Annotated in this window: 23 protein-coding genes and 6 pseudogenes; 19 read left to right on the top strand and 10 right to left on the bottom strand. The window is 59.3% G+C overall.

What is annotated here, in order from left to right; genetic code table 11:
• Positions 1 to 438: 438 nt before the first annotated feature.
• Positions 439 to 849, top strand: coding sequence for a hypothetical protein (locus FHT71_RS29455; protein WP_183723094.1), 411 nt, complete (start codon positions 439 to 441; stop codon positions 847 to 849).
• A 227-nt stretch (positions 850 to 1,076) separates the two neighbouring features.
• Here the strand turns inward: FHT71_RS29455 and FHT71_RS29460 are convergent, their stop codons facing one another.
• Positions 1,077 to 1,907, bottom strand: a complete 831-nt coding sequence (locus FHT71_RS29460; RefSeq protein ID WP_165933209.1) for a DUF4118 domain-containing protein — start codon at positions 1,905 to 1,907, stop codon at positions 1,077 to 1,079.
• Positions 1,908 to 2,120: 213 nt separating this feature from the next.
• On the opposite strand from FHT71_RS29460, the gene FHT71_RS29465 reads away from it, so the two are divergent.
• Positions 2,121 to 2,891 (top strand): hydratase, encoded by a 771-nt coding sequence (locus tag FHT71_RS29465; RefSeq protein WP_183723096.1) that lies wholly within the window; start codon positions 2,121 to 2,123, stop codon positions 2,889 to 2,891.
• 216 nt (positions 2,892 to 3,107) lie between these two features.
• On the opposite strand, the pseudogene FHT71_RS32015 reads toward FHT71_RS29465, so the two are convergent.
• From FHT71_RS32015 to dapA, 6 genes and pseudogenes are all read right to left on the bottom strand, one after another.
• Positions 3,108 to 3,517, bottom strand: a pseudogene (locus tag FHT71_RS32015) (transporter associated domain-containing protein); the annotation flags it as partial.
• Entirely contained in the window at positions 3,514 to 3,786 is a 273-nt protein-coding gene (locus tag FHT71_RS32385) for a CNNM domain-containing protein (RefSeq protein ID WP_348632844.1), read from the bottom strand. The gene FHT71_RS32385 and the pseudogene FHT71_RS32015, both read right to left, overlap by 4 nt.
• A complete protein-coding gene (locus FHT71_RS32025; protein WP_245505581.1) occupies positions 3,732 to 3,869 on the bottom strand; it encodes a hypothetical protein in 138 nt (45 codons plus the stop codon). Before FHT71_RS32025 ends, FHT71_RS32385 begins: the two co-directional genes overlap by 55 nt.
• Positions 3,870 to 4,094: 225 nt before the next feature.
• A pseudogene (gene trkD, locus FHT71_RS29475) lies at positions 4,095 to 4,518 on the bottom strand (potassium transporter Kup); the annotation flags it as partial.
• A 300-nt stretch (positions 4,519 to 4,818) separates the two neighbouring features.
• Positions 4,819 to 5,175, bottom strand: coding sequence for a hypothetical protein (locus tag FHT71_RS32390; RefSeq protein WP_348632845.1), 357 nt, complete (start codon positions 5,173 to 5,175; stop codon positions 4,819 to 4,821).
• 66 nt (positions 5,176 to 5,241) lie between these two features.
• Entirely contained in the window at positions 5,242 to 6,168 is a 927-nt protein-coding gene (dapA, locus tag FHT71_RS29485) for a 4-hydroxy-tetrahydrodipicolinate synthase (protein ID WP_132594706.1), read from the bottom strand.
• Positions 6,169 to 6,475: 307 nt separating this feature from the next.
• Between dapA and FHT71_RS29490 the strand changes: the two genes are divergently transcribed.
• The 10 genes and pseudogenes from FHT71_RS29490 to FHT71_RS29535 form a co-directional block, all read left to right on the top strand.
• Positions 6,476 to 6,640, top strand: coding sequence for a hypothetical protein (locus FHT71_RS29490; protein ID WP_165933208.1), 165 nt, complete (start codon positions 6,476 to 6,478; stop codon positions 6,638 to 6,640).
• 16 nt (positions 6,641 to 6,656) lie between these two features.
• On the top strand, positions 6,657 to 6,746 hold the full coding sequence (locus FHT71_RS29495) for a K(+)-transporting ATPase subunit F (protein WP_037068191.1): 90 nt from the start codon (positions 6,657 to 6,659) through the stop codon (positions 6,744 to 6,746).
• A 31-nt stretch (positions 6,747 to 6,777) separates the two neighbouring features.
• Positions 6,778 to 8,481 (top strand): potassium-transporting ATPase subunit KdpA, encoded by a 1,704-nt coding sequence (gene kdpA, locus FHT71_RS29500; protein WP_132594708.1) that lies wholly within the window; start codon positions 6,778 to 6,780, stop codon positions 8,479 to 8,481.
• Positions 8,482 to 8,694: 213 nt separating this feature from the next.
• Positions 8,695 to 10,782, top strand: coding sequence for a potassium-transporting ATPase subunit KdpB (gene kdpB, locus FHT71_RS29505; protein WP_132594710.1), 2,088 nt, complete (start codon positions 8,695 to 8,697; stop codon positions 10,780 to 10,782).
• Between the two features lie 63 nt (positions 10,783 to 10,845).
• Positions 10,846 to 11,415, top strand: coding sequence for a potassium-transporting ATPase subunit KdpC (gene kdpC, locus FHT71_RS29510; RefSeq protein ID WP_132594712.1), 570 nt, complete (start codon positions 10,846 to 10,848; stop codon positions 11,413 to 11,415).
• A 48-nt stretch (positions 11,416 to 11,463) separates the two neighbouring features.
• Complete coding sequence (locus tag FHT71_RS29515; protein ID WP_183723098.1) at positions 11,464 to 14,172, top strand: sensor histidine kinase KdpD; 2,709 nt, start codon at positions 11,464 to 11,466, stop codon at positions 14,170 to 14,172.
• Entirely contained in the window at positions 14,169 to 14,861 is a 693-nt protein-coding gene (locus tag FHT71_RS29520) for a response regulator transcription factor (protein ID WP_132594714.1), read from the top strand. The genes FHT71_RS29515 and FHT71_RS29520 overlap by 4 nt, the downstream gene beginning before the upstream one ends.
• A 30-nt stretch (positions 14,862 to 14,891) precedes the next feature.
• Positions 14,892 to 15,392 carry a PTS sugar transporter subunit IIA gene (locus tag FHT71_RS29525; protein ID WP_246718111.1) on the top strand — a complete coding sequence of 167 codons (501 nt, stop codon included), beginning with the start codon at positions 14,892 to 14,894 and terminating at the stop codon, positions 15,390 to 15,392.
• 130 nt (positions 15,393 to 15,522) lie between these two features.
• Positions 15,523 to 16,006 (top strand): annotated as a pseudogene (locus FHT71_RS32030) (CorA family divalent cation transporter); the annotation flags it as partial.
• 479 nt (positions 16,007 to 16,485) lie between these two features.
• Positions 16,486 to 16,764, top strand: a pseudogene (locus tag FHT71_RS29535) (DUF1348 family protein); the annotation flags it as partial.
• Between the two features lie 301 nt (positions 16,765 to 17,065).
• Here FHT71_RS29535 and FHT71_RS29540 read toward each other — a convergent pair.
• Positions 17,066 to 17,266, bottom strand: a pseudogene (locus FHT71_RS29540) (helix-turn-helix domain-containing protein); the annotation flags it as partial.
• 145 nt (positions 17,267 to 17,411) lie between these two features.
• Here FHT71_RS29540 and FHT71_RS29545 point away from each other — a divergent pair.
• Together FHT71_RS29545 and FHT71_RS29550 are read left to right on the top strand one after the other, a co-directional pair.
• A complete protein-coding gene (locus tag FHT71_RS29545; RefSeq protein ID WP_183723100.1) occupies positions 17,412 to 17,876 on the top strand; it encodes a DUF1348 family protein in 465 nt (154 codons plus the stop codon).
• 2 nt (positions 17,877 to 17,878) lie between these two features.
• Positions 17,879 to 18,442, top strand: coding sequence for a TetR/AcrR family transcriptional regulator (locus FHT71_RS29550; protein WP_132594718.1), 564 nt, complete (start codon positions 17,879 to 17,881; stop codon positions 18,440 to 18,442).
• Positions 18,443 to 18,703: 261 nt separating this feature from the next.
• Here the strand turns inward: FHT71_RS29550 and FHT71_RS32395 are convergent, their stop codons facing one another.
• Positions 18,704 to 19,024: a Tad domain-containing protein gene (locus FHT71_RS32395; RefSeq protein WP_246699408.1), complete on the bottom strand. Its 321-nt coding sequence runs from the start codon at positions 19,022 to 19,024 to the stop codon at positions 18,704 to 18,706.
• Between FHT71_RS32395 and FHT71_RS32035 the strand changes: the two are divergent.
• Positions 18,977 to 19,223: pseudogene (locus tag FHT71_RS32035) on the top strand (hypothetical protein); the annotation flags it as partial. The gene FHT71_RS32395 and the pseudogene FHT71_RS32035 overlap by 48 nt on opposite strands.
• A gap of 164 nt (positions 19,224 to 19,387) precedes the next feature.
• Positions 19,388 to 20,317, top strand: a complete 930-nt coding sequence (locus FHT71_RS29560) for a LysR substrate-binding domain-containing protein (protein WP_132594720.1) — start codon at positions 19,388 to 19,390, stop codon at positions 20,315 to 20,317.
• Here the strand turns inward: FHT71_RS29560 and FHT71_RS29565 are convergent.
• Complete coding sequence (locus FHT71_RS29565) at positions 20,306 to 21,256, bottom strand: alpha/beta hydrolase (protein ID WP_132594722.1); 951 nt, start codon at positions 21,254 to 21,256, stop codon at positions 20,306 to 20,308. The genes FHT71_RS29560 and FHT71_RS29565 overlap by 12 nt on opposite strands.
• A gap of 410 nt (positions 21,257 to 21,666) precedes the next feature.
• Here FHT71_RS29565 and FHT71_RS29570 point away from each other — a divergent pair, with 410 nt between their 5' ends.
• The 3 genes from FHT71_RS29570 to FHT71_RS29580 all read left to right on the top strand — a co-directional run bounded on the left by FHT71_RS29570 (position 21,667) and on the right by FHT71_RS29580 (position 23,935).
• Positions 21,667 to 22,110: a VOC family protein gene (locus tag FHT71_RS29570; protein WP_007800336.1), complete on the top strand. Its 444-nt coding sequence runs from the start codon at positions 21,667 to 21,669 to the stop codon at positions 22,108 to 22,110.
• A 75-nt stretch (positions 22,111 to 22,185) separates the two neighbouring features.
• Positions 22,186 to 22,581, top strand: a complete 396-nt coding sequence (locus FHT71_RS29575) for a cupin domain-containing protein (protein WP_183723102.1) — start codon at positions 22,186 to 22,188, stop codon at positions 22,579 to 22,581.
• Positions 22,582 to 22,615: 34 nt separating this feature from the next.
• Positions 22,616 to 23,935: an epoxide hydrolase gene (locus tag FHT71_RS29580; protein WP_132594728.1), complete on the top strand. Its 1,320-nt coding sequence runs from the start codon at positions 22,616 to 22,618 to the stop codon at positions 23,933 to 23,935.
• Positions 23,936 to 23,976: the final 41 nt, after the last annotated feature.

Here is a 23,976-nt window from a genome sequence, read left to right on the forward strand (position 1 = left end):
TCACGCCCAGATAGAGCCACCCGCCGGTGTAGTCTATCGTTCCTGCAGCACCGAAGATGATCGCGCCCATGAGGCCGAACCAGACGATTGTCTGGACGATAAGATTTAGAACGAGGCCCATTTCATGCTCCTCCCACCTGGGGCATGATGGCGGCGCGACAGCGTGGAGCTCTCCAGCAACCGAGCGGCCATTCGCGCGCTGCTCTTGCCGATCCCAAGATCCTCGGTGATCTGGTCGAGGCCGACGGAGTTAGGACAGAGAAGCGGACGCCCATAGAGCCGGGCGGCGACGGGTGGTACGCCCCATTTGCGCGAGCGGCCGAGCCACGTCCGCCACGAAGCGCCGCTCGTCCTCGCCCACCTTGTTTGATATGTTCGGCATCTGCCGAATATGTAGAAGAACGGGCGGGCGGCAAGCGCGAGCCCAGGATAAGGCCCATGCTTCCATATCTTGTTGCCGCGATCATCGTGATTGGGCTGCCGACACTCTACGTCGCGATGCGATACCGCGAGTACCGCAAATTCCTTGCCGGCGCGTTCTTCGTCAGCAGCGGGATGCAATTCTACTTCTACTTCGCGAAGATCCCGATCCCGCTGATGTGGACCAGCGCGGTCCAGTCGCCTGAGCTCAGCGCTGTGCGTGGCACGGTCCACTTTGTGCTCTTTCTTATCTGTCTGTATTCCGGATGGTTCTTCCGTGGCAGGCGCCGCGCGGATTATGCCGGCAGGACGCGATGGCGAGAACATCTAGAGAACGCGAATGCAAAAAACCGGCCGCTTGGACCCTTGTTAGCAGCCGCGAGGGGCGCTTGGACTGGTATGAACGGCAGCGCGCGCGATAGGGCGTGAACGCCTCCTCCACTGGCGCCCATCGGACCGCACGACGCGACCGAACATTCATGTCTCCACCAGATATTCAGCGGAACGAATCTGCATCGTCGCGCGTATGAAATCGATACGGCGAAGAGCTGCCGCAAATAGGAACTGCATGAAAGCCCGCCGGTGCCTCTCCGGGAGCTTTACGTGATCGCGAAGCTCGATACGCTTCGCGTGGGGTGTGCTCATCCGGCGCCGGCCTATACCTTGTAGCGATCAATCGTTGCAGCGAGGATCAGCGCGACGGTCTCCATGGTCGCATCAGGATTTGCCGGACGACGCTCCGGACTGAATGCAACACCAATGACAATCGTCTCGTCAACAGTCGCTTGGACCGGCCAGAAATCGAAGCGGGATTTGTCAAAGGGGTAGACACCCGCAGCCACCATCGCGTTCGACGCAGATGCCGCTCTCGCCGCATCTATTTCCACTTCGGTTAGGTTTGCCTCGCCGTCGACCTTCACGTTGTCGCCGCCCGCGTAAACGAGGGCGACCGGAGCCTGGAGAATCTCCGCCAGGGTTGAACGCGTGAGGTCTTTCGCTTGCTCTGCGGAGGTCGCTGCAATCATCTGACGCGCGTAAATCTTGAGTTTGTCCTGGTGTAGACGGAAGCGGTCAAGCTCCGCTTTGTCGTGCCGTTTCGTCGATACAATGGTGCTGGTTATGCAGCCGACGACGAAGAGCAGCGCAATAGCCCAGATGTTGGCTGTGTCCGCTACCGCAAGCGAAAAACGGGGCTCGGTGAAGAAGAAGTTGTAGGCAAGGGCTCCGATAAGCGCGGAAAACAATGCCGGACCAAGACCGAATGCGACGCTGCTGACGACGACAGGCAGGACGTAGATCAGCGACAGGTTCGGAATTGTCTCATAGCGGTCAAAGCCGGCGGCGATTGCCGTGGCCATTCCCGCCATGATCAAAGAGGCGAGATATTGGACTGGGGATGGTATTTCTGAAAGGCCAAGGTCACTGTCAACCTTCGGCTTCGCCGCGACGCCACCTTCGGAGTGGGAAAGTTCACTATCCAAGGACATGAGCAAATCCTCCTAACAGACAGAAGTGGGCTGTGTTGGATTTGAATTCCATGTGGGAGCGAGGTGAGATTTATAAGTATCGTATAAGCGTGGCCATCGGAACCTGGTGCCACTATGGGATTTTGATTTCCACGAGCTCGCGTTCGCATGGACACCTAACGCGCGAAAGACCATCTTCACGTCACAGCCAATCTCAGGAATTGGAGCCCGAAGATGTATTTCGAACTCAAGGACGCAACCGGCGACATCCTCGCCAAGAGTCGACGCCGTGAAGACGTCTGCGATCTTCCTTTAAACCTGATTGCCTCGGAAAAGGAGGCATACGACATCCAGTCGATCGCGCAGGAAGCCCTGGGCTTCGAGCGAAAGGGCTATGCCATTATCGGTACAAGCGACGCCTCACGTCAGACGTTGGGTTTGACCACCCCAATCTATTCGGAGATTCCCGCGTCCTATCTTCTTGAAGGGGTAAAGGAGTTCCGACTTCCGCCAGAAACGATCGGGGTCCAGTGCGAGTTCGTGTTCACCATGCGCCGATCCTATTCCGAGGCGGGCGAGCTCATCGACAGTAGAACTGCCAGCGACGCCATCCTGGCCTGTCGACCGGCCATTGGGATCATCGGCCGCCGGACTCGCCGGACATTCAATGGCGACTATGCGGCGATTGCCGACTTCGGCCTACATGTCGCAACGATCTGCGGCGATCCGGCTCCGGACGTACGGCTTGGCGATGTCGCCAAGATCGACGTGACGACGTTTCTGTTCAAGCAGACCGTCTTTTCGGGAAAGGCGACGTCGGTCATGGGCGATCCCTTGAACGCTGTCGCCTGGCTCGCCGCCGAGCTTGCAGCAAAGGGCCGACAACTCGAGCCGAACGACGTCATCGCAACTGGCTCGTGCACGAAAATTCTTCAGGTCTGGGCAGGCCAGCATCTAGCAGCCGACTTCGGCCCGCTTGGCCAAATCGAGTGCGTCTTTACCTGATACCCGGTGGCGTTGGGGAGCCGTGAATCCCAATACCGCTCACTCGGCAGGCGTGGTGGCGGTCGGCACAGCTCTCTGCGCTATCTCCGGCAGGAGGTAGGACGCAGCCACCGCGAGAAGCGCAACTATGATCGTCAGGGCGATTACGAACCTCTTCATCAATGCTTCCCTTCTACCCGAAAGCGTCAACAGCGGATGCGGACTATCGTCCGAAAATCAGCCTCCGGTCTGACCGACATCCTTATCGGCGCTGACGAGCACCTTGTCGACCCGGCGGCCGTCTAGGTCGATGACCTCGAAGCGCCAGCCGTTCTTGACGAAAGACTCCCCGAGATCATGAATGTGCTTGAGTTCTTCCAACACCAGTCCGGCGACGGTCTGGTATTCGACGTCGTCCTCCTTCGGAAAGTTCATGAATCCGCGAACTCGTCGATAGGCGTCCATCCCGAGACGAGGTAGGTTTCGTCGTCCCGTCGCTTGATCGCCTGCTCGTCTGCACTTTCGTCTCCAAACACGCCCATGATCGATTCCAGAAAATCGCCGGACGTGATCACCCCTTCGAAGTGACCGTACTCGTCGAAGACCAGGACCATGTGATGCGGCGACCTTCAAACGGCCTCGATCACGGTGGAAGGAACTTTGCTGGATTGTCGGCAAGTCGCAAGGCCTGGCGGGCGCCGCGGCTCCCCTGGTCGGCGAGCACCTTGAGCCGCGCCGGTCGGGCGGAAACGACCGCAAGCTCCGACATGGCGAGTACGCCATTGACGATGGTGAGAAGGATGACGATCGAGATTTCCAGAACCAAAGCGGAGCTTTCCTGCGAAGAGGGTGGGAAGAAAATCAGACGACGACGGTCGCGGCCAGCCGGCCCGTGCCGAGTACACGGACGATCCATGCAGCAATGCCGGAGACCTGCGCGGCTGCACGCCAGACCCCAGACCAGAGGAAAATGTTGAACGGCATCGGCAGAAAGAACACCGCGACCGCCAGCCAGTCGGGATAGCCATGGTATATGGTCAGAAGCGCAAGGCCGACGAAGACGAGATTGACGACGGTGCCCTATACGATATCGCGCCAGAGCAGAACCTTGACCGGGACGCGATCCCGGTTCCGATCCTTCAGATATCGAAACAACAACTCCAACCCGCCTTTACAGTTTCCGCGATAGTTTGACTGACAAGATGTACGGATGCAACGACGACCTCAGATCACTATCTGCTCGCCGAGCTCCACGACGCGGTTAGCCGGAAGCTGGAAGTAGTCCGAAGGATCGATGGCGAAGCCGGCCATGGCGATGAACAGCTTGTCCTGCCAATGCGGCAGACCCGTATTCGGATCTCCGACCAGCTTTCGCCTCCCGACATAGAACGACGTCGACATGATCTCGAAGTCGAAGCCGGCCTTGCGGCAGAGCGGCAACGCGGCGGATATTTTCTGATCCTCCATGAAGCCAAAGAGGAGCTGGATTTTGGTGAAGCGTTTGGACGCTCAGGATCACGTTGCGCTCGTCGAGCATGCGAATGTGTCTCAGATTATGCAGGAGGACGCCGGGTGTCATGTCCGGGGCGCTGGCGAGGAAGATCGCCGTTCCGGAAACTTCGACCGTAGCGTGGTCCGACTTCCGCTCGAAGACCTCGAGCGCGAGCAGGTGTTCCATGGCGAAGTGAAACGAATTTTCGGCCGCGGCACGAAGCCCAGATGGATGGCCTGTCGGGCCAGGGAAAAGGTGCCAGTCTTGCGAGTTCGGCGCCAGCATGGCGTGCCACTGTGGCGGCCTACGGTCGCCCGTTCCATGAACTGTTGTCGACGCCTGTATCGGGTCGAACTTCTCTTCACCGCTGGACAGGGACGTCGAGGGGACGCAGTCCAGTACAACACGATGCGTAGAGTGCAGGGGCTGGCGGCGGCGCCCGTTCCGGAACCGATCTTAGTGAATAATCTGCGTGCGGATACCCGAGAGAATCCCAAGTTCCAAGATCTGCCCCTCAGGAGCTTTGCAGACCTGAGAAACGTCATAGTCAGCCGCTTCGCGCGCAAAATGCAGCGCGGCCGATTCATTGACAAACATTCCCCCGACATTCCCCTCCCTGTCCTTGACGATCCAGCGGCCCATACGGTCGCGGCCGATCATAAAGCGCGCCTCGATATTCTGCTGAGCGGAAACAGGGGCGTTATGCCATTGGAGCGGGTCCGTTTCGCGGGAAACCCGATTAATGCGTGCCATCTCAAAATCCTTTCCGATGGTCGTGAAGCGGTCGCCGACACGGCAATGCAACGCGGTCAATGTAAGCGAGTCCGGATATGGGTTCCATTGGACTGGGCCGCTCAGAAAATCGAAATCCCATAGGAATCAGGCCCATATCTGCGCGTGGCGCCTGATGTTGAAGGTGGTCTCCGACGCAAGGTAGGGTGCCAGCGCAGCGGCTATAGCGTGGCACTCCTCAGGTTCCGCGGGCACGAGCGGAAGCCGTACGTCCGCACTGCACCCGGTCATTAACGACAGCGCGTGCTTGATCGTCGGTGCGCCGCTGTCACCTATCGCCGCCACCAGGGGTGCCAATCGCTTCTGTATCAAAAGCGCCGCACAGATATTCTGCCCGGACGCCGCCTTTTGCATGGAACTGACAAGCTGGGGGGTGATGTTGCTCGTGCGGGAAATTACAGACGAGCCCCCGGCGATTAGAAACGCAAGTGCCGTCAGGTCATGACCTCCATACTGGATGAAGCGGTGCTTCAGACCAGGAGGCATCGCGGCGAAGGACGCTATGTCCCCGTCGCAATGCTTGAGGCCGACAATGTTCGGCATGTTCGCCAACTCGGTCAGGGCGCTGAGGCCGAGTGGGCTCGCCGTCCTGTTAGGGTCCACGTCGACGATGATTGGAACTTTTGTCCGGGTCGCGACCTCTTCGAAGTGGTGAACGATCCCTCGTTGGCCCGGCTTCGAATAATAGGGAACGGTCACCAAAGCGGCCGCGGCGCCGAGCTCGGCGGCGTGGAGCGTCTGCTCGATCGTCGTCGATGTAGAATTCGTCCCGGTGGCTGCGATGACGGGAACGCGATTGCGAGCCGCCGCGACAGCAGTCCTGACGACGGCATCTCGCTCGTCCTCCGACAGCGAGGTCCCTTCCCCGGTCGGATCGCACACGAGCAGCCCGTCAACGCCGCCGAGGACCTGGCGATCAACGAGAAGCTCCAGGCCGCGTTGATCAACCAGATCCGATCGGAAGGGAGTCACCAATGACGTGATAGCGCCCTGAGGCACTGCAAGATTTGGCATTACTTCTCTCATTTGAATCCCTCGAAGACCATGTGCACGGCATGCACGGACGCACCGGCGACTGCGCGAGATTTCAGGGGCCCAGCGACCGTCGTTCATCTAGGTCTGGAACGGGTAGGATTTCCATTGGAGGATGACGACGCGCCTATAGGAATCTCGTAGTGAGCCTCATGCCGGCTTCGGTGTCGCGCCTCTATAGGCCCACGGTCGTTTCGCACGCTGCCGTAGCCGACATTCTTTATAACTTTTTTATTTATACCGATTGCCTCGCATCTCGAACCTTTATCCGGATCAGGCGCATAACACCATGGCGGGGAAACGTCCTTTGCCGGTCGAGGCTCGCCCATTTGCCTCACCGTTTTCAAACGTCTGGAAGGATATGCGCCCGATGATGGACATCGTTCTGCTCGGCATCGCCGTGATCTTTTTCGCACTGTGCTTTGCCTACACCAAGGCCTGCGACACTCTCTGAACCGAGGAACCTCGCCATGATTTTCGACTATTTCCTGAGCGGTGCGGTGACGGTGTTTTTGACCGTTTATCTCACCTACGCCCTCATTCGCCCCGAGCGCTTCTAATCGAAGCTGCCCGTACTGAAAGTTACCTCCCATGACCCTCAACGGATGGCTTCAGATTCTGCTCTACTGCGGGATCATCATCGTGCTCGTCAAGCCGCTCGGCGGTTACATGACGCGTGTCTTCAATGGCGAGCGCACATTCCTGTCACCGGTCCTCGTTCCGATCGAACGGGGGCTTTACCGCATCGCCGGCACCAGCGAGCGCGAGGAGCAGCATTGGACCTCCTATGCCTTCGCCATGCTGATGTTCAACCTGTTCGGTGTGCTCGTCCTTTACGCGCTCCTTCGCCTGCAGGGCATGCTGCCTTACAATCCAGCCGGTATGGCCGCCGTTCCACCGGAGCTTTCCTTCAACACCGCTGTCAGCTTTCCGACCAATACGAACTGGCAGAACTACGGCGGCGAAAGCACGATGTCGTATCTGACGCAGATGGCTGGCTTAACCGTCCAGAATTTTGCATCGGCAGCGACGGGCATTGCAATCGCAGTGGCTTTCATTCGCGCCTTCGCGCGCGCTTCCGGTAAGGCCGTCGGCAATTTTTGGGTCGATATGACCCGTTGCACGCTCTACATCCTCCTACCGCTCTGCATCGTTCTCACGCTGGCTTACGTTTATCTTGGTGTTCCGCAAACTCTCGGTCCTTACGTCAACGCGACGACGCTTGAAGGTGCACAGCAGACGATTGCCCTCGGCCCGGTCGCCTCACAGCTCGCGATCAAGATGTTAGGCACCAACGGCGGCGGCTTCTTCAACGCCAACTCCGCCCATCCCTTCGAGAACCCGGACGCGATCTCGAACCTCATCCAAATGGTCACGATCTTTGCAATTGGTGCGGCGCTGACCAATGTCTTCGGCCGCATGGTCGGCAATCAGCGTCAAGGCTGGGCGATCCTGGCCTCAATGGGCGTACTGTTGATCGCCGGCGTCATCGTCACCTACTGGGCGGAAGCTGCCGGCAACCCACTGATGCACGCCTTCGGCCTTGGCGGTGGCAACATGGAAGGCAAGGAAGTCCGCTTCGGCGTCGCCATGTCCTCGCTCTTCGCGGTGATCACAACGGCCGCCTCGTGCGGCGCGGTCAACGCCATGCACGGCAGCTTCACGGCGCTCGGCGGCCTTATCCCGCTGATCAACATGCAGCTTGGCGAAGTCATCGTCGGCGGCGTCGGCGCAGGCTTCTACGGCATCCTGCTCTTCATCATCGTCGCCGTCTTTGTCGCAGGTTTGATGGTTGGTCGTACGCCGGAATATCTCGGCAAGAAGATCGAAGCCAAGGAAATGAAAATGGCCGTGCTCGCTATCCTGTGCCTGCCGCTCGCGATGCTCGTCTTCACCGCGATCGCCACCGTGCTTCCATCGGCTGTCGCGTCGGTCGGTACGGCGGGTCCGCACGGCTTCTCCGAAATTCTCTATGCCTATACGTCCGCTGCGGCGAACAACGGCTCGGCTTTCGGTGGGCTGACGGGCAACACGCCCTGGTACAACATCACGCTCGGCATCGGCATGCTGATGGGGCGCTTTCTGGTCATCATTCCGGCTCTCGCAATCGCAGGCTCGTTGGTCACCAAGAAGACGGTTCCCGCTTCCGCCGGCACATTCCCGACTGATGGCCCACTCTTCGTCGGCCTTCTCGTCGGTACGATCCTGATTGTTGGCGGCCTGACCTTCTTCCCAGCGCTGGCTCTCGGCCCGATCATAGAGCATCTGGTCATGATCGCCGGACAGACTTTCTGAGGTGAAGCAATGATCCTCCGCCACAAATTGCGGGATTCATTCCGCTCGCGTCCCGGTTCGCCGGGACGCGAGCGAGAGCGCCAAGCACGGGGCACGGACATCATCCTGATAATGATGGCCGCACTTTTTCTCATGCTGTGCGCCTACAGAATTTTATTTGGCTGATCGGACTTAACCGATCCTGTTGTCCTCTTTCTAAAGCTGGAGTCTCTTATGAGCCAGGCAAAATCCGCGAGTATCATGGATAGTCGCATTCTCATTCCGGCCGTGGGCGCCGCCTTTAAAAAGCTCAACCCTCGGGCACTTGCAAGAAACCCCGTCATGTTTGTCGTCGCCACGGTCTCGGCGCTGACCACCGTACTGTTTCTGCGCGACCTTGCTGTCGGCAACGGAAATCTTGGTTTCTCTTTCCAGGTCAATCTCTGGCTCTGGTTCACGGTGCTCTTCGCCAACTTCGCGGAAGCTGTCGCCGAAGGTCGCGGCAAGGCCCAGGCTGAGTCTTTGCGCAAGTCGCGGACGGAAACGCAGGCAAAGCTTCTAACCAACGGCAGTCGCACCGATTACAAAATGGTACCCGGAACCAGCCTCAAGGTTGGTGATCTCGTCCTCGTCGAAGCCGGAGACATCATCCCGTCAGACGGAGAAGTGATCGAGGGCGTCGCTTCCGTCAACGAAGCCGCAATTACCGGCGAGTCTGCTCCGGTCATCCGCGAGTCCGGCGGCGACCGCTCGGCTGTCACGGGTGGCACGCAAGTGCTGTCCGACGAAATCCGCGTCCGCATCACCGCTGCGGCGGGCTCGACCTTCATCGACCGGATGATCGCGCTGGTCGAGGGCGCTGAACGCCAGAAGACGCCGAACGAGATCGCGCTCAACATTCTGCTCGCCGGAATGACGCTGATCTTCGTGTTGGCCACGGCGACGATCCCGAGCTTTGCCGCCTATGCCGGCGGGTCGATCCCGATCATCGTACTCGTTGCCCTCTTTGTGACGCTGATCCCGACGACGATCGGCGCGCTTCTCTCGGCGATCGGCATTGCGGGCATGGACCGTCTCGTGCGCTTCAACGTGCTTGCCATGTCCGGTCGCGCCGTGGAAGCCGCGGGCGACATTGATACGCTGCTTCTCGACAAGACGGGCACGATCACGCTTGGCAACCGCCAGGCGACTGCCTTCCGACCGGTACGAGGCGTTTCCGAACAGGATCTGGCCGATGCGGCCCAGCTCGCATCGCTTGCCGATGAAACGCCAGAAGGCCGCTCGATCGTCGTGCTCGCCAAGGAGAAATACGCAATCCGCGGCCGCGACATGGCAAGCCTGAAGGCGCATTTCGTACCCTTCACGGCTCAGACCCGGATGAGCGGCGTCGATGTCGAGGGCTCGTCGATCCGCAAGGGCGCGGTTGACGCTGTACTCACCTACGTTGGCTCCAGCTCCGCATCTGTTTCGGGCAACGCCGTCGTCGCGCTGCAGGTCAACAACGACGTTGCACGTGAGTTGCAGGCCATTGCCGACGAAATCGCGAAGTCTGGTGGAACACCGCTCGCCGTTGCCCGCGACGGCAAGTTGCTCGGCGTCATCCAGCTCAAGGATATCGTCAAGGGCGGCATCCGCGAGCGGTTCGCCGAGCTGCGCCGCATGGGCATCCGCACCGTGATGATCACTGGTGACAACCCGCTGACTGCGGCAGCCATTGCTGCTGAGGCGGGGGTCGACGACTTTCTTGCCCAGGCGACGCCGGAAATGAAGTTGGCCCTGATGCGTGAGGAACAGGCCAAGGGCAAGCTCGTCGCCATGTGCGGTGATGGCACCAACGACGCGCCCGCTCTCGCTCAGGCCGATGTCGGCGTCGCCATGAACACCGGCACGGTCGCAGCCCGCGAAGCCGGCAACATGGTGGACCTCGACAGCGACCCGACCAAGCTGATCGAGATCGTCGAGATTGGCAAGCAGTTGCTGATGACCCGCGGCGCGCTGACGACGTTTTCGATCGCCAACGACATCGCCAAGTACTTCGCCATCATCCCGGCGATGTTCCTGACCTTCTATCCGCAACTCGGCGTGCTGAACATCATGGGTCTTTCGACGCCGCAGAGCGCCATCCTGTCGGCGATCATCTTCAACGCCTTGATTATCATCGCGTTGATCCCGCTATCGCTGAAGGGCGTGCGTTATCGTCCGATCGGTGCCGGCGCGTTGTTGTCACGCAATCTTCTGATCTACGGCGTCGGCGGCATCATCGTCCCGTTCATCGGCATCAAGGCGATCGACATGGTCGTCGCAGCCCTTGGCCTCGCATAAGTCTGATGCCGGACGCACCGCGTCCGGCTCCATACCTCAATTGAATCCTAGGAGTTCACGACAATGCTGAACCAGCTTCGCCCCGCAATCGTGATGATTGTTGCTACAACCGCCATCACCGGTCTCGTCTATCCTCTCGCCATGACTGGCGTGGCACAAGCGATCTTTCCGACGCAGGCCAACGGCAGTCTAGTCGAGAAGGACGGCACCGTGATCGGCTCGACGCTGATCGGTCAGGGCTTCACCAGTGACAAGTACTTCCATGGGCGTCCTTCGGCAGCCGGCGACGGTTACAATGCCGCCAGCTCGAGCGGCTCGAACCTCGGTCCGACGAGCCAGAAGCTGCTCGATCGCGTGAAGACAGACTACGAGGCAGCCAAGGCGACCAATCCCAATGCGGAGGTCCCGATCGATCTGGTGACAGCCTCGGGCAGCGGCCTCGACCCGCATATTTCACCTGAAGCTGCCTACTTCCAGATACCACGCGTTGCCAAGGCCCGCGGCACGGATGAAGCCAAGCTGAAGGCGATTGTCGATGCTGCCATCGATCACCCCGAACTCGGCATTCTCGGCGAGCCGACCGTGAATGTTCTCGCATTGAACATGTCACTCGACGCTGCCGCAACACAGTAAATGACGCCCGGAGCCTCACCGGCACCGGGCAGACAGAAGGAACACATGATGTCCATTAGCGACCGCGATCTATCAATAAGACCTTCGCCCGATGCTCTGTTGGAAAAGGCTCGTTCCGAGACGCGCGGTCGCCTCAAGATATTCTTGGGCGCCGCACCGGGGGTCGGCAAGACGTATGAGATGCTCGTCTCAGGCCGCGCCAAGGTCGCTGACGGTGTCGATGTCGTCATCGGTGTGGTCGAGACGCATGGCCGTAAGGAGACACAAGCGCTTGTGTCGGGCTACGAGATCGTTCCGCGTGTGGCCGTCGAATACAAGGGCCGGTCGCTCGACGAAATGGATCTCGACGCGATCCTTGCCCGGAAACCCGACCTTGTTCTCGTCGACGAACTAGCGCATACCAACGCCGAAGGTAGCCGCCACCCAAAGCGCTATCTCGACGTCAAGGAACTGCTCGACCGCGGTTTCGACGTCTATTCGACGCTGAACATCCAGCATGTCGAGAGCCTGAACGATGTCGTCTCGCAGATCACCCGAATTCGCGTGAGAGAGACGGTCCCCGATTCAATCATCGACCTCGCGGACGATATCGAGATCATCGACCTGACACCAGACGATCTCATCAAGCGGCTGCATGACGGCAAGGTCTACATGTCAGGGACCGCCGAGCGGGCGCTGACGAACTACTTCACCCCCGGCAACCTGACGGCGCTGCGCGAACTGGCGTTGCGAAAGACCGCCCAGCGTGTCGATGACCAGCTTCTGACCCACATGCAGGCCAACGCGATTTCCGGCCCCTGGGCGGCAAGCGATCGCGTCTTGGTGTCGGTCGACCATCAGGCGCGATCGGCGTCGCTGGTACGGTATGCCTCGCGTATGGCCTCGCGCCTTCGGGCGCCCTGGGCTGCGGTCTACGTCGAGACTAATCATTCGATCAACCTCACCGAGGCGCAACGCGACAGTGTGGCGGCCACCCTCCGCCTCGCAGAACAGCTTGGCGGCGAAGCGATCACGCTTCCCGGACGCGAAGCTTCCGAGGAACTCCTACGTCACGCCGCCGCCAACAACGTCACTCATATTGTCATTGGCGCGCCTGCGAGGACCGCCTGGTGGAAGTCGTGGGGACGGTCTGTCGCGGATGAATTGATCCGGGAGGCTGGTGAGATAAGCGTCCACGTCATATCGGGCAGCGAGAAGGACGCCGCGACTTCGCGAGGTATTGGCACCGCCGCTGTTTCGTCCACGTTGGATTTCAGGGCCTACGCGCGCGCAACCGCCTACGTGGCCGTGGCACTTCTGGTCGGCGTGGTCCTCGATCAGGTGCTTGATGTCCGCAACCTCGCCCTCGTCTTCTTGATGGCGGTCTTGACATCGGCCGTCCTTCACGGTTTGCGGCCCGCGCTCTATTCGTCGCTCCTCGGGGCTCTCGCCTTCAACTTCTTCTTCCTGCCGCCCCGCTACACGCTCACGATCAGCGATCCGGAAAGCGTACTCGCGCTATTCTTCTTTCTTGGAGTAGCCGTCATCGCCAGCAATCTGACAGCGACCGTGCAGCGCCAGGCCGCCGCCGCCCGGCATCGCGCCAGAACGACGGAAGACCTCTACCTGTTTTCCAAGAAACTGGCCGGCACCGGCACGCTTGATGATGTTTTGTGGGCCACGGCATTCCAATTGGCCTCGATGCTCAAGGTCCGCGTCGTGCTGCTCCTGCCGGAAGAAGGCACCATCGCGGTCAAGGCCGGTTATCCTCCGGATGATACGCTTGACGACGCCGATATCGCCGCTGCCCGCTGGGCTTGGGAGCACAATCATGCCGCCGGCCGCGGTGCCGACACCCTGCCTGGAGCCAAACGACTCTACGTGCCGCTTAGAACCGGGCGCTCCGCTGTCGGCGTGATCGGTCTCGATAGCGACCGCCGCGACGGACCGCTGCTAACGCCAGAGCAGCAACGCCTGCTCGACGCGCTCGCCGATCAAGCCGCGTTGGCGATAGAACGCATCCAGCTCGTTGCGGACGTCGATCGCGCTAAGCTCGCGGTGGAAGCCGATCGCTTGCGCTCGGCGCTGCTCACATCGATCTCCCATGACCTCAAGACGCCGCTCGCGGCCATATTGGGCGCTGCTGGAGCGCTACGCGAATACCTGGAATCGATGCCAGCGGAAGATCGCATCGATCTGCTCTCGACGATCGTCGATGAATCCGAGCGGCTCAATCGTTTCATCGCCAATCTGCTCGATATGACGCGACTGGAATCCGGAGCGATGGAGCCGAACACCGCACCGCACTTCATTGGCGATATCGCCGGCAGCGCTCTCCGGCGAAGTGCCAAGATACTTGCGCACCATAAGACTGAAATGAGCATCGCCTCTGATCTGCCGATGGTTCTCGTCGACCCCGTGTTGCTTGAACAGGTTCTGTTCAACCTGCTCGACAACGCGACAAAATACGCTCCTGAAAACTCTACGATCAGGATCAATGGCTGGTCGAATGCCTACAACGTTTTTATCCAAGTGTCCGACGAGGGCCAAGGGATTCCACCCGCCGATCTTGAACGGGTTTTCGACACTTTCTACAGAGTGCGCAAGGGCGACCAGGTACGAGCGGGAACCGGCCTCGGCCTTTCCATCTGCCGTGGTTTCGTTGAAGCCATGGGTGGCACAATTTCGGCAGAGAACCGCAACGACAGAACGGGAGCCATCTTCACCATTCGCCTTCCGAAAACGAACGATATTCCCAAACTGGATGAATTCAAATGACAGGCGCAGCTATCAACATCCTTGTCGTCGACGACGAGCCGCCGATCCGTAAACTTCTTCGCGTCGGCCTTTCCGCGCAAGGATATACAGTGGCGGAGGCATCCGACGCTTTCGAGGCAACCGAATACCTGAAGCAGCATCAGCCCGATCTCATCATCCTCGACCTCGGCTTGCCAGACAAACCCGGCTATGACCTTCTGCAGGAATGGCGACATGCCGGGGTGCTTACCCCAGTCGTCATTCTATCAAGTCGGACGGACGAGATCGGCATCGTCAAAGCGCTTGAGACCGGCGCGGACGACTATGTTACCAAACCTTTTGGAATCAATGAGCTCGTTGCACGCATCGGCGTAGCGCTTCGCCACCGCCTTCAGCAACAAGGTGAACGGGCGATATTTCAGACCGGAGGGCTGACGATGGATCTCGTCAAGCGCATCGTCAGAGTGGACGGTATCGAGATTAAACTCTCTCCGAAGGAATACGACATTCTCCGCGTCCTTGCGCAGCACGCTGGCAAGGTGCTGACGCACCAGTTTGTCTTGAAGCAGGTCTGGGGACCGACTGCCGATGTCCAGTACCTTCGTGTCTACGTCCGGCAACTGCGTCAGAAGGTCGAAAAGTTCCCCGATCAACCGCAGTACATCACGACGGAGACCGGTGTGGGATATCGATTGCGTGAACCGGACTGATGCGCGTAGACACGCCTGGCAACCACCAAAATGATCGATATAGATGACATGATAATGGACCTTACGAACATCTTCCTTCCAAGCGACGTTTTTGTCGGCGCCCCGTCGCAAACAAAAGCCAAGGCGCTGCACGTCGCCGCCACGAAAGCTTCCGAGGCGCTGGGAGTGGACGCTACTTCACTCCTCGGCGTCCTCGAAAAGCGGGAGTTACTTGGATCGACCGGCATCGGCAAAGGGATTGCCGTGCCGCACGCAGCGTTGCCCGAGCTGGGTCCCCCTCGCGGCTTCATTTTCCAACTCTCTCGTCCGCTTGATTTTGATGCTATCGACGAAGCCCCAGTCGACCTGATATTCCTACTGGTGTTTGGTGAGGAATGGCGTTCAGATTATTTGAAAGTGCTCGCGACGATCGCCCGAAAGGGTCATCACACCGCGATTATTTCGGCGATGCGAAACGCGGAGGACTCCGCAAGCCTTTACGCAGCCTTCATGGCGTCCGAAGAGCTGCCGCAGCCCCAGCCTCCGGGATGAGCTGCTTCAGCGTCACCTCGCAGGACCAGCGCGGACTGCGCCACGCGAGCTGCACAAGGCACCCTAGATAACTGGACAACGATGTCTTGCCGTTCCAACGATGCATAACCCGGTGCGTGAAGGATCGTTCGTGAGCGTCGTTGCAGCATTCCTCTACAGAAATGGCCGCCGAGCCGAAGCCGTCTCTCTTGAAGATCCAAGGGCCACCGACGCGACGGACGAGTTTGTCTGGATCGGCCTCCATGATCCGAGCGCCGACGAACTTGGTTCTCTTCAGAAGGCGTTTCATCTGCACCCTCTTGCCGTCGAGGACGCCCTCAACGCAAGGCAGGTGCCGAAGGTGGACGTCTATGATGACCAGATCTTCGTGGTCGCGAAAACCGCCCACCTCGACGGCGATGAGATCGAATACGGCGAGACCTCGATCTTCGTCGGACGTCATCACATCATCTCCGTTCGCCACGGATCAGATCGCGGCCACAGCGAACTCAGGAAGCAGCTTGAGGCATCTCCGCAGATCCTGAAAAAACGGTCCAGACTACGTCCTTCATGGCATCCTTGATTTCATCGTCGACGGCTACCTGATCAATCTTGGGCTGCTCGACACAGTCGAGATTAACAATCCGATGAACGGTCGCCCACAGTTGGCAGTAACAGTGGAGTCGATGGATCGCTTCCAAAAGGATCACATTCTCGTCTCCGAAGTGGCCGCGCTGCATGGAACTCGTCCGATTACAATCTTGGATCTTTTTGCCAAAATTGGTGTACGACCGATCTACGACAATTGTGGCAATGTTAGCCGCTACTTCCTCCGCTCGGAAGTGTTGAACGCACCGATCGAGGTTCGCAGGTTCAAGGGTAAATAGCACCTTTCTTCGACAAATCCGGCATCTCCCAGGCTCGCTTCGGCGGGCCTTTTTTTTGCGTTTAGCTCCAAGAGGAAGGTTATCGTGCTAAATCCAGGATCACACCTACCGCGGAGAAACGACCAACTTTGAATCAGGCTCCAAAGTCGATCCTATAAACAATTGAAAATAAAACACTTTTCCCGTTGCGAGGCATTCTCAGGCGCAAACATATGCGGATTTACCACAAGTGGAACAAGGAACACGAATACCGGCTCATCAAGGAACTGTGGGCCTTTACGGACAACCGCATCGCGGTGCGTTATACCTACGAGTATTGCGACGACAGCGGGCAGTGGTTTCGCGCCTACGGCAACGAAAACTGGCTTTTTGCCGAAGACGGGTTGATGTCACACCGGCACGCCAGCATCAATGAGATGCCGATCGCCGAGGCGGATCGCAAATATCATTGGCCGCTTGGCCGGCGTCCGGACAACCATCCCTCGCTGAGCGATCTCGGCCTTTAAGCGCCACCCCCCCTTGTGATCGATCTCGCCAGTGCCCGCCCGCACTGGCGCGTTCTGTCGTTATGGATGCTGGCACCCGTCAAGGCGTGCCCGACGCAGGTTTGCGATCCGTTATGGTGATGAACCGAGACCCGTAGCCAGCACGGTTTCGATGGCCCCTATGCGTTTCGCTGATGAAGTCGAATAAAACCGGCCTCGCCGCACCATGTACAATGGAGGCGATGGTGCTTGGCAGACCCATGCCCGTTGCAGATGATCGTCCTCTGCTGACGGCCAGCAGGGCACCACATTACCGATACGATCACAGTCGCGCATCGCCGCGATAGACGTTTGGCCTCGCGCCCGTCAACCGGCCAAACACCTTACGGAATGCTGCCGGATCCCGATAGCCGACTGCCCAGGCAATGCTCTCGACCGAACCGTTCGTCGTCTCAAGCAACTGCCGCGCCTTCATGACGCGCACGTTCTGCAGATATTCAGTCAGCTTCAGCCGCGTCGCCCGCGGTTCGAGCCGGAGAAACGCCCTTAAAAAAATTTCGCGACACCGCAAAAAACAGGTTGACACCCAAAATCACCGTAGCTACTGTACCAATCAGTAAAGTCTTTACCGAACAGTACACCAAAACGATTTACAAAGGAATATCAACATGTCACGTCCTCCTCTTCCCCCGTTCACCCGCGAAACTGCAATTGAAAAGGTCCGTCTGGCCGAAGATGGCTGGAACAGCCGCGATGCCGCCAAGGTCGCCCTCGCCTACACTGTCGACACCCGCTGGCGGAACCGCGTAGAATTCGCGACCAACCGCGAAGAAGCCCAGGCATTTCTGACGCGTAAGTGGAACAAGGAGCATGAATACCGCCTCATCAAGGAGCTCTGGGCTTTCACCGGCAACCGCATCGCTGTACGGTACGCTTACGAATATCGCGACGACAACGGGCAGTGGTTCCGCGCGTATGGTAACGAGAACTGGGAATTCGCAGAGGACGGCCTGATGGCACACCGCCACGCATCCATCAACGAAATGCCGATTGCTGAAAGCGATCGGCTGTACCATTGGCCGCTCGGCCGCCATCCGGATGACCATCCCGGCCTCAGCGATCTGGGTCTCTAATCATGGCCCGCATGGTCGCTGAAAGATCCGACGCCATCGCCTCCTTGGCCGAAGTATTTCGCGAACATGGATACGAAGGTGCAAGCCTTGCCTTGATCGGCAAGGCCACCGGCCTTGGCAAGGGCAGTCTGTACCACTTCTTCCCGAACGGGAAGGAGGAGATGGTGCAGGCTGTGCTTGCCGAGATTGAACAATGGTTCGAGGATTCCGTCTATTCCCCCCTGCGAGACGGGACCGATGCCGATGCCGCCATCACTGCAATGCTCGATGAAACTGCGAAATACTTCAGGTCGGGCAGGCGTGTCTGTCTCGTCGGTGCGTTGGCTGTCGCCAACACCCGAGACCTCTTCGCGCAGGCCATCCGGGGTTACTTCGTATCCTGGGTGGACGCGTTGCAATCAGCGCTCGTCCGGCAAGGCCGTGACGCTGAGCAGGCGCGCCTCCTCTCGGAAGACGCCGTTCTCGCCATCCAGGGAGCGATTGTTCTGTCTCGGGCATTGGACGATCCGGCAGTCTTCCAGCGTGCCATCGACCAACTCCGTGCGCGATTGGCCGTCGAAGGATAGACGAACTACAACGAGCGCTCCACGCGCGAGTTGCCTTGAAACCGCGTCACTCCCGGGCCGAAGACATCGCATCCGCGGGACGCCATCGTGGCGAATCAGCGGGCGCTGAGGCGGCGGCACAATCTCGTATGTCGTCGTCCTTTCGGTAGCCCCGCCAATCTTTCCCGACGACGCAAGTCACCGCGACGGGCCGCAGAGCGGTCAACAACAGCAGAAGATTCCACAATGAAAACGATCTTGCTCGCCGTCGCCGCTGGGCGATTAGGCAGTGGATCTTGGATCGCCCCTCCCGCCAACCCTTCTTTGCAGAATCCCAGTTGCACCTGAAACCCCGGACTGGTGCATCCCCCTCGTAATCCGCCTCCTCCCATTCTTCAGATGCACCCTGATAGTTGGCCTCTTCGATGTCCAACCAGGTTTCGATCGGCGACGCCGAGTGGCTTCCGCCTCGGTTTGGCCCTCGCCGTAAAGCCGGACCGCGCTGAGCGCGGCGCTATCCAATGCCTCCTGCAGCTTGTCAGCCTCGAAACCGGCATTGGCGTAGTCAACTGCGACGGAAGCCGCGGCGAGCAACGGCACCATTGCCAGCGGAAGGATCTGGTGCGACGGGTCGCGATGCCGACGGAGAGACAGAACCCTGATCGCGCCGATGCTCGACCAGTATATTGAGACTGAGATGAAGCCGGCCTTCGAAGCCCTCGGCTTTGACTGTCGCAATCTTTCCCAAGCTGGCTGGCCTTTTCTTTACGTCGAGCGCCACGAGGACGCCCTTCGACCGACGACGGACTGTGACGCCATAAACGCGGATTGGGAACTCCCTGGCTCTCTCAGGCTGGCTAAAGGCAATCGTATCGCTCTCTCGCAGGTGACAGGGAGCCGTCAAACGTGTTCAATCCTCCGAGCCGATTTGGCTTCGACAAAGACAAACGCTAGCCGCGGTGTCCGATGGACAGATTTGATGCCATGCGTGTGTTGCTTGCGGTGGTCGACGCCGGCAGTTTGTCGGCCGGCAGTCGGGTGCTGAACGCGCCGTTGCCCAGCGTCAGCCGCAAAGTCGCCGATCTGGAACGGCAGCTCGGCGCAAATCTCATCATCCGCACAAGTCGGAACCTGCAGCTGACGGATGCCGGGCGCGACTATGTCGAAGCCGCGCGGAAAATCATGGCAGATCTTGAGGAGGCCGAGCGCCGTGCCTCCGGGGAATATCACACCCCTCGCGGGACCCTGACAATTACGATGCCCGTGGAGTTCGGGCGCCGCTACGTGTTGCCGATCGCGCTGGAATTCATACAGCAACACCCAGAGGTCTCGTTGAACCTGCTGTCGCTCGACCGCACGGTTCACTTGGTCGGTGAGCAAGTGGATATCGCCATCAGGCTCGGCAAACTTGCGGACAGTTCCCTCTATGCGGTGAAGGCTGGCGAATTCCGGCTGCTCACCTGCGCCAGCCCGACTTATCTGAAGCGGAGTGGACGTCCCGAGCATCCCGGCGACCTGGCAAACCACGACGGCATCATTTTCAACAAGCGGACATTCTTCTGGACATTCGACGTCGATGGCGCATCGATTGAATCCGTCCCCCGCCATCGGGTGGAGGTCAACACTGCGGCGAACTGTGTCGCCGCCGCGCTCAGCGGAGCGGGTATTGCACGGCTTTTCGACTACCAGGTTGCCGACGAGTTGGCGTCGGGCGCGCTTGTGCCGATCCTGGATGAATACGCCGGCCCACCAGGGCCAATCCACATCGTCTATTCGCGCCAAGGTCTACTCGCCTCGAAGGTGCGTTCATTCATCGACTGGACCCTGCCGCGGCTTCGGGCGGCCTGCAGAAGTTATGGTGCCGACCTCGCGAGTGCTACCGTCTCACCGGAATGAGGCGCGCACTTCCTCAACGGTCTGCTCTGGCTTCTGCAAATGCGGGTAATGCCCGAGGCCACCCAATATATCGAGTTTCGCATCGATCCGCTTGGCCAACTCGGCGCCCATTTCCTTTCTGATGTAGAGGTCCTTCTCGCCCCAGACTACCTTGATTGGGGTCTTGAGCTTGTCCAGATTTGCCTCGAGGAAATCCTCATCCCGCGTGAACTTTGCATAATAGTAATAGAAGGCATCAGCCGAGGTCAAAGCCCCGTGGCTCCAGCCACGGACCATGTCTTTCTGGACGTCTTCGGGCAGGTCGAACTGCTCTTCCTTTGAAAGACCTCGCCTGTAGGCATTCGCCAGAATCTCGGCGCTGGTCTCGTTCATGTGCGCGCGCACCTGTGAGGCCGAAGGCTCGGCCTTCAGGCTCTGCAGACTGTCGAACATGTATTCGGGCCGGTTGAACGGCGCAAAGTCGCCGACGATGATGCTCCTGGCAATATCCGGTTCGTCGACTGCCAAAAGCAGCGCAGGAAGGGCACCGATGTCCGTGGCGTAGATCGTAAGATTCGATCGATCGATGCCGGCTTTCTCGATATAAGCGTTCAGCACCTCCGCGTAGGCTGTGGGTGAGTAGGAGAATTTCTCGACAGCGGGTCGCGTCGATTGTCCAAACCCTGGCCAGTCGAAGGCATGCACTTCGAAGTCGTCGCTGAGTGCAGCCGAGATCTCCTTCCAGACAAATAGGGTTTCGGGAAACCCGTGCAGGAAGAGGACCGTCCCCTTCGGGTCCGGTGCCCGCACCACCATTCTCCTCAGCGTGATGCCCTTGCCAACGTCGAGGAAGCTGATGCTGGCCTGGTTTTTTCGCTCGGCGGCTGCAGCATGCCCCAGCGACATAGGTGTAAAAGCCGCTGCGGCCGCAAGCAGGGTTCCGATTGACAACTTCAGCATGTGAGTGCCCTTTCGTTCGAAATTCCACGATCGGTTTGTCGATTGCCGCAAAATCGAACATCGCCACCGCATCGGGTAGAGCAAGAATGCGAGAGGCAGCCTCTTGAATTCGGCAGGTCCCGAACCGGCATGAACCGCTTGCGTCGATCGCACCGCAGCCGATCTGGCGGATGCTCGCCGCAGACGAAATACAAACGTGCACGGTGTCGTCGACGATCTTTGTGGATAGCGAGCTGGCGCTCAGCGCCCTGCATCGAAGCCTATTCAGGGCATCGAAACGAGAGGCTGGCTCTCAGTTTCCCTGAGTACCGAGGCAAGCTTGCCCCGCTTAGATTCTTCCCACTCGCTGGCCGAAGAGCTCGCATTCGAGATGGCCGCGATTGAACCCCTGAGCCAAAAGGAAGACGGACATGAACGACATGACAGCCAATAAACAACATGCCGCCCGGCCCGAGACGGTGCGTGGCCTGCCGGGCCATTCGACCGTCGGGACCAACGACCTGGATGCCGCCTCGGCATTCTACGACAAACTGCTTGGCGTATTCGGGATCGGCCGCGTTCTCGTCCAGCCCGGCCGCGCTGTCTACTATGGCTACCAGACGCTGGAATTCGGCGTCATCAAACCGTTTGACAGCAAGCCGGCCACCGTCGGCAATGGTGGAATGGTTGCTTTCGAAGCTCGCTCCCGTGCCAAGGTCGACGAAGCGCATGCGACCGCTTTGGCGCTGGGCGGCTCCGACGAAGGAGCTCCGGGCCCGAGAGGCGAAAACGGCGAAGGCCCCTATTGTGCCTATTTCCGCGATCCTGAAGGCAACAAGTTCCTGATCTACCGTGCAGGTCCGGATCAGGTCTGATTGCGACCACCAACCTTTCTCGGGAGCGTGGCGTACCTTGCCCACGCCTCCCACCATCTTCGAAGGGGGAAACATATGAAAACGCGTATGACGATCATCTCAGCCCTGGCACTTGGCGTCCTGTCGCTTCAGACAGCTCAGGCACAGCAGCTTGATATACAGCGCATCGATGTCGCCAAAAGCAATATCAGCGTTCCGGGAAAGGAAGCCATCCAGACGAGAGTCGATCGCAATCCCGGCGCTCTGGCAACCAATCACAAGCACCCCGACGAAGAAATAGCGGTCGTCCTCCAGGGCACGCTGGAATACCGGATCGAGGGCCGCAAGCCCGTTACGCTGAAGGCCGACCAATCGCTGTTCATTCCCTCGGGAGTGCCGCACACCGCCAAGAACGTCGGTGACGGCAAGGCTTCCGAATTGGCGACCTATGTCGTCAGCAAGGGCGTCGCACTCGTCGAGCCGGTCAAATGAGCCCTGGAAGCTTCCCGCGCAAAGGATGCATGTCATGACGATCCAGCAATCAATCGAAAGAATCCATATGTCACGGCGCTCACTGCTGTTTGGCGGTGCGGCAATTGGACTTGCGACGACGATCCTCCCCTTGGCGGCAACCGCGGCGAACGCCGTTGACGTGACGAAGGCTGGCGGCGGGGATATCCGTCCGTTCAGAGCCGAAGTTCCCGAGGCCGCGCTAACGGACCTCAGGCGACGCCTTGCCGCGACGCGGTGGCCGGACGGCGAAACGGTGACCGACCGCTCTCAGGGTGTCCAGCCCGATAGACTGAGAGATTTGGTAGACTACTGGCAGTCGTCCTATGACTGGCGAAAGGCCGAAGAGAAGCTGAACGCGCTGCCCCAGTTTCTGACGAACATCGATGGCCTGGACATTCATTTCATCCACATTCGTTCGAAGCATGAGGGCGCACTGCCACTGATCATGACGCATGGATGGCCGGGGTCGGTGTTCGAACTTTTGAATGTCGTAGGCCCGCTGACAGATCCCACTATTTACGGCGGCAGCGCTGAAGACGCCTTCCACCTAGTGCTCCCCTCGATCCCTGGTTTCGGCTTCTCGCAGAAGCCGACTGCGACGGGCTGGAACCCGCAGCGGATAGCAGCAGCATGGGACGCGTTGATGAAACGTCTCGGCTATAACAGTTACGTCTCGCAAGGCGGCGACTGGGGCGCGATCATCAGCGACGCCCTGGGTCGTCAGGCACCTGAAGGATTGCTGGGTATCCATGTCAACAGGGTCGAACGCGCGACGACTTTCCCACCGGAAGCTGCGCAGGCTCTCAAGAGCGGTGGACCCGCGCCGGATAGCCTGTCTCTAGATGAGAAGGCCGTCTTCGAAGAAACCCGCGACTTCCTGAACAACGGCTTCGGTTACGCGGCCATCATGGGTACCCGTCCGGAGACGGTCGGATATGGCCTCGCGGATTCGCCGGTCGGCTTGGCCGCTTGGCTCTACGATAAGATGGCCGATTGGGTCTTCACGCGTGGAGATCCGGAGAAGGCCCTGAACAAGGAGGCTATCCTCCACAACATCACGCTCTACTGGCTGACGAACACCGGCCCTTCCAGCGGGCGGATTTATTGGGAAAACACTGCTTCGGGAGTGAAATTGACCCCGGTGAAAGTTCCGGTTGCCGTCACGGTATTCCCCGGAGAAGTTTACAAGCCGCCGAAGAGCTGGCTATCCAGGGCATATCCAAAGCTCATCTACTACAATCGCGCCGCAAAAGGCGGGCACTTCGCGGCGTGGGAAGAACCTGAACTGTTCAGCGACGAGGTCAGAGCCGCATTTAGAACGTTGCGATCTTGAAAGGCCGTCGGGTTGAGACCCGACGGCCCACTTTAGAGCGC

The organism is Rhizobium sp. BK060, assembly GCF_014193145.1.
Taxonomy (GTDB): domain Bacteria; phylum Pseudomonadota; class Alphaproteobacteria; order Rhizobiales; family Rhizobiaceae; genus Rhizobium.

Bases quoted from the DNA above. Each gene is read 5' to 3' on its own strand.
- FHT71_RS29565 (WP_132594722.1), bottom strand. From the start codon at position 21,256: ATGCTGAAGTTGTCAATCGGAACCCTGCTTGCGGCCGCAGCGGCTTTT.
- FHT71_RS29495 (WP_037068191.1), top strand. From the start codon at position 6,657: ATGATTTTCGACTATTTCCTGAGCGGTGCGGTGACGGTGTTTTTGACC.
- FHT71_RS29580 (WP_132594728.1), top strand. From the start codon at position 22,616: ATGACGATCCAGCAATCAATCGAAAGAATCCATATGTCACGGCGCTCA.
- kdpC (WP_132594712.1), top strand. From the start codon at position 10,846: ATGCTGAACCAGCTTCGCCCCGCAATCGTGATGATTGTTGCTACAACC.
- kdpA (WP_132594708.1), top strand. From the start codon at position 6,778: ATGACCCTCAACGGATGGCTTCAGATTCTGCTCTACTGCGGGATCATC.
- FHT71_RS29515 (WP_183723098.1), top strand. From the start codon at position 11,464: ATGTCCATTAGCGACCGCGATCTATCAATAAGACCTTCGCCCGATGCT.
- FHT71_RS29560 (WP_132594720.1), top strand. From the start codon at position 19,388: ATGGACAGATTTGATGCCATGCGTGTGTTGCTTGCGGTGGTCGACGCC.
- FHT71_RS32385 (WP_348632844.1), bottom strand. From the start codon at position 3,786: ATGGATCGTCCGTGTACTCGGCACGGGCCGGCTGGCCGCGACCGTCGT.
- FHT71_RS32395 (WP_246699408.1), bottom strand. From the start codon at position 19,024: ATGGTGCCGTTGCTCGCCGCGGCTTCCGTCGCAGTTGACTACGCCAAT.
- dapA (WP_132594706.1), bottom strand. From the start codon at position 6,168: ATGCCAAATCTTGCAGTGCCTCAGGGCGCTATCACGTCATTGGTGACT.
- kdpB (WP_132594710.1), top strand. From the start codon at position 8,695: ATGAGCCAGGCAAAATCCGCGAGTATCATGGATAGTCGCATTCTCATT.
- FHT71_RS29525 (WP_246718111.1), top strand. From the start codon at position 14,892: ATGATCGATATAGATGACATGATAATGGACCTTACGAACATCTTCCTT.
- FHT71_RS29490 (WP_165933208.1), top strand. From the start codon at position 6,476: ATGGCGGGGAAACGTCCTTTGCCGGTCGAGGCTCGCCCATTTGCCTCA.
- FHT71_RS29575 (WP_183723102.1), top strand. From the start codon at position 22,186: ATGAAAACGCGTATGACGATCATCTCAGCCCTGGCACTTGGCGTCCTG.
- FHT71_RS29570 (WP_007800336.1), top strand. From the start codon at position 21,667: ATGAACGACATGACAGCCAATAAACAACATGCCGCCCGGCCCGAGACG.
- FHT71_RS29460 (WP_165933209.1), bottom strand. From the start codon at position 1,907: ATGTCCTTGGATAGTGAACTTTCCCACTCCGAAGGTGGCGTCGCGGCG.
- FHT71_RS29455 (WP_183723094.1), top strand. From the start codon at position 439: ATGCTTCCATATCTTGTTGCCGCGATCATCGTGATTGGGCTGCCGACA.
- FHT71_RS29520 (WP_132594714.1), top strand. From the start codon at position 14,169: ATGACAGGCGCAGCTATCAACATCCTTGTCGTCGACGACGAGCCGCCG.
- FHT71_RS29545 (WP_183723100.1), top strand. From the start codon at position 17,412: ATGTCACGTCCTCCTCTTCCCCCGTTCACCCGCGAAACTGCAATTGAA.
- FHT71_RS29550 (WP_132594718.1), top strand. From the start codon at position 17,879: ATGGCCCGCATGGTCGCTGAAAGATCCGACGCCATCGCCTCCTTGGCC.
- FHT71_RS29465 (WP_183723096.1), top strand. From the start codon at position 2,121: ATGTATTTCGAACTCAAGGACGCAACCGGCGACATCCTCGCCAAGAGT.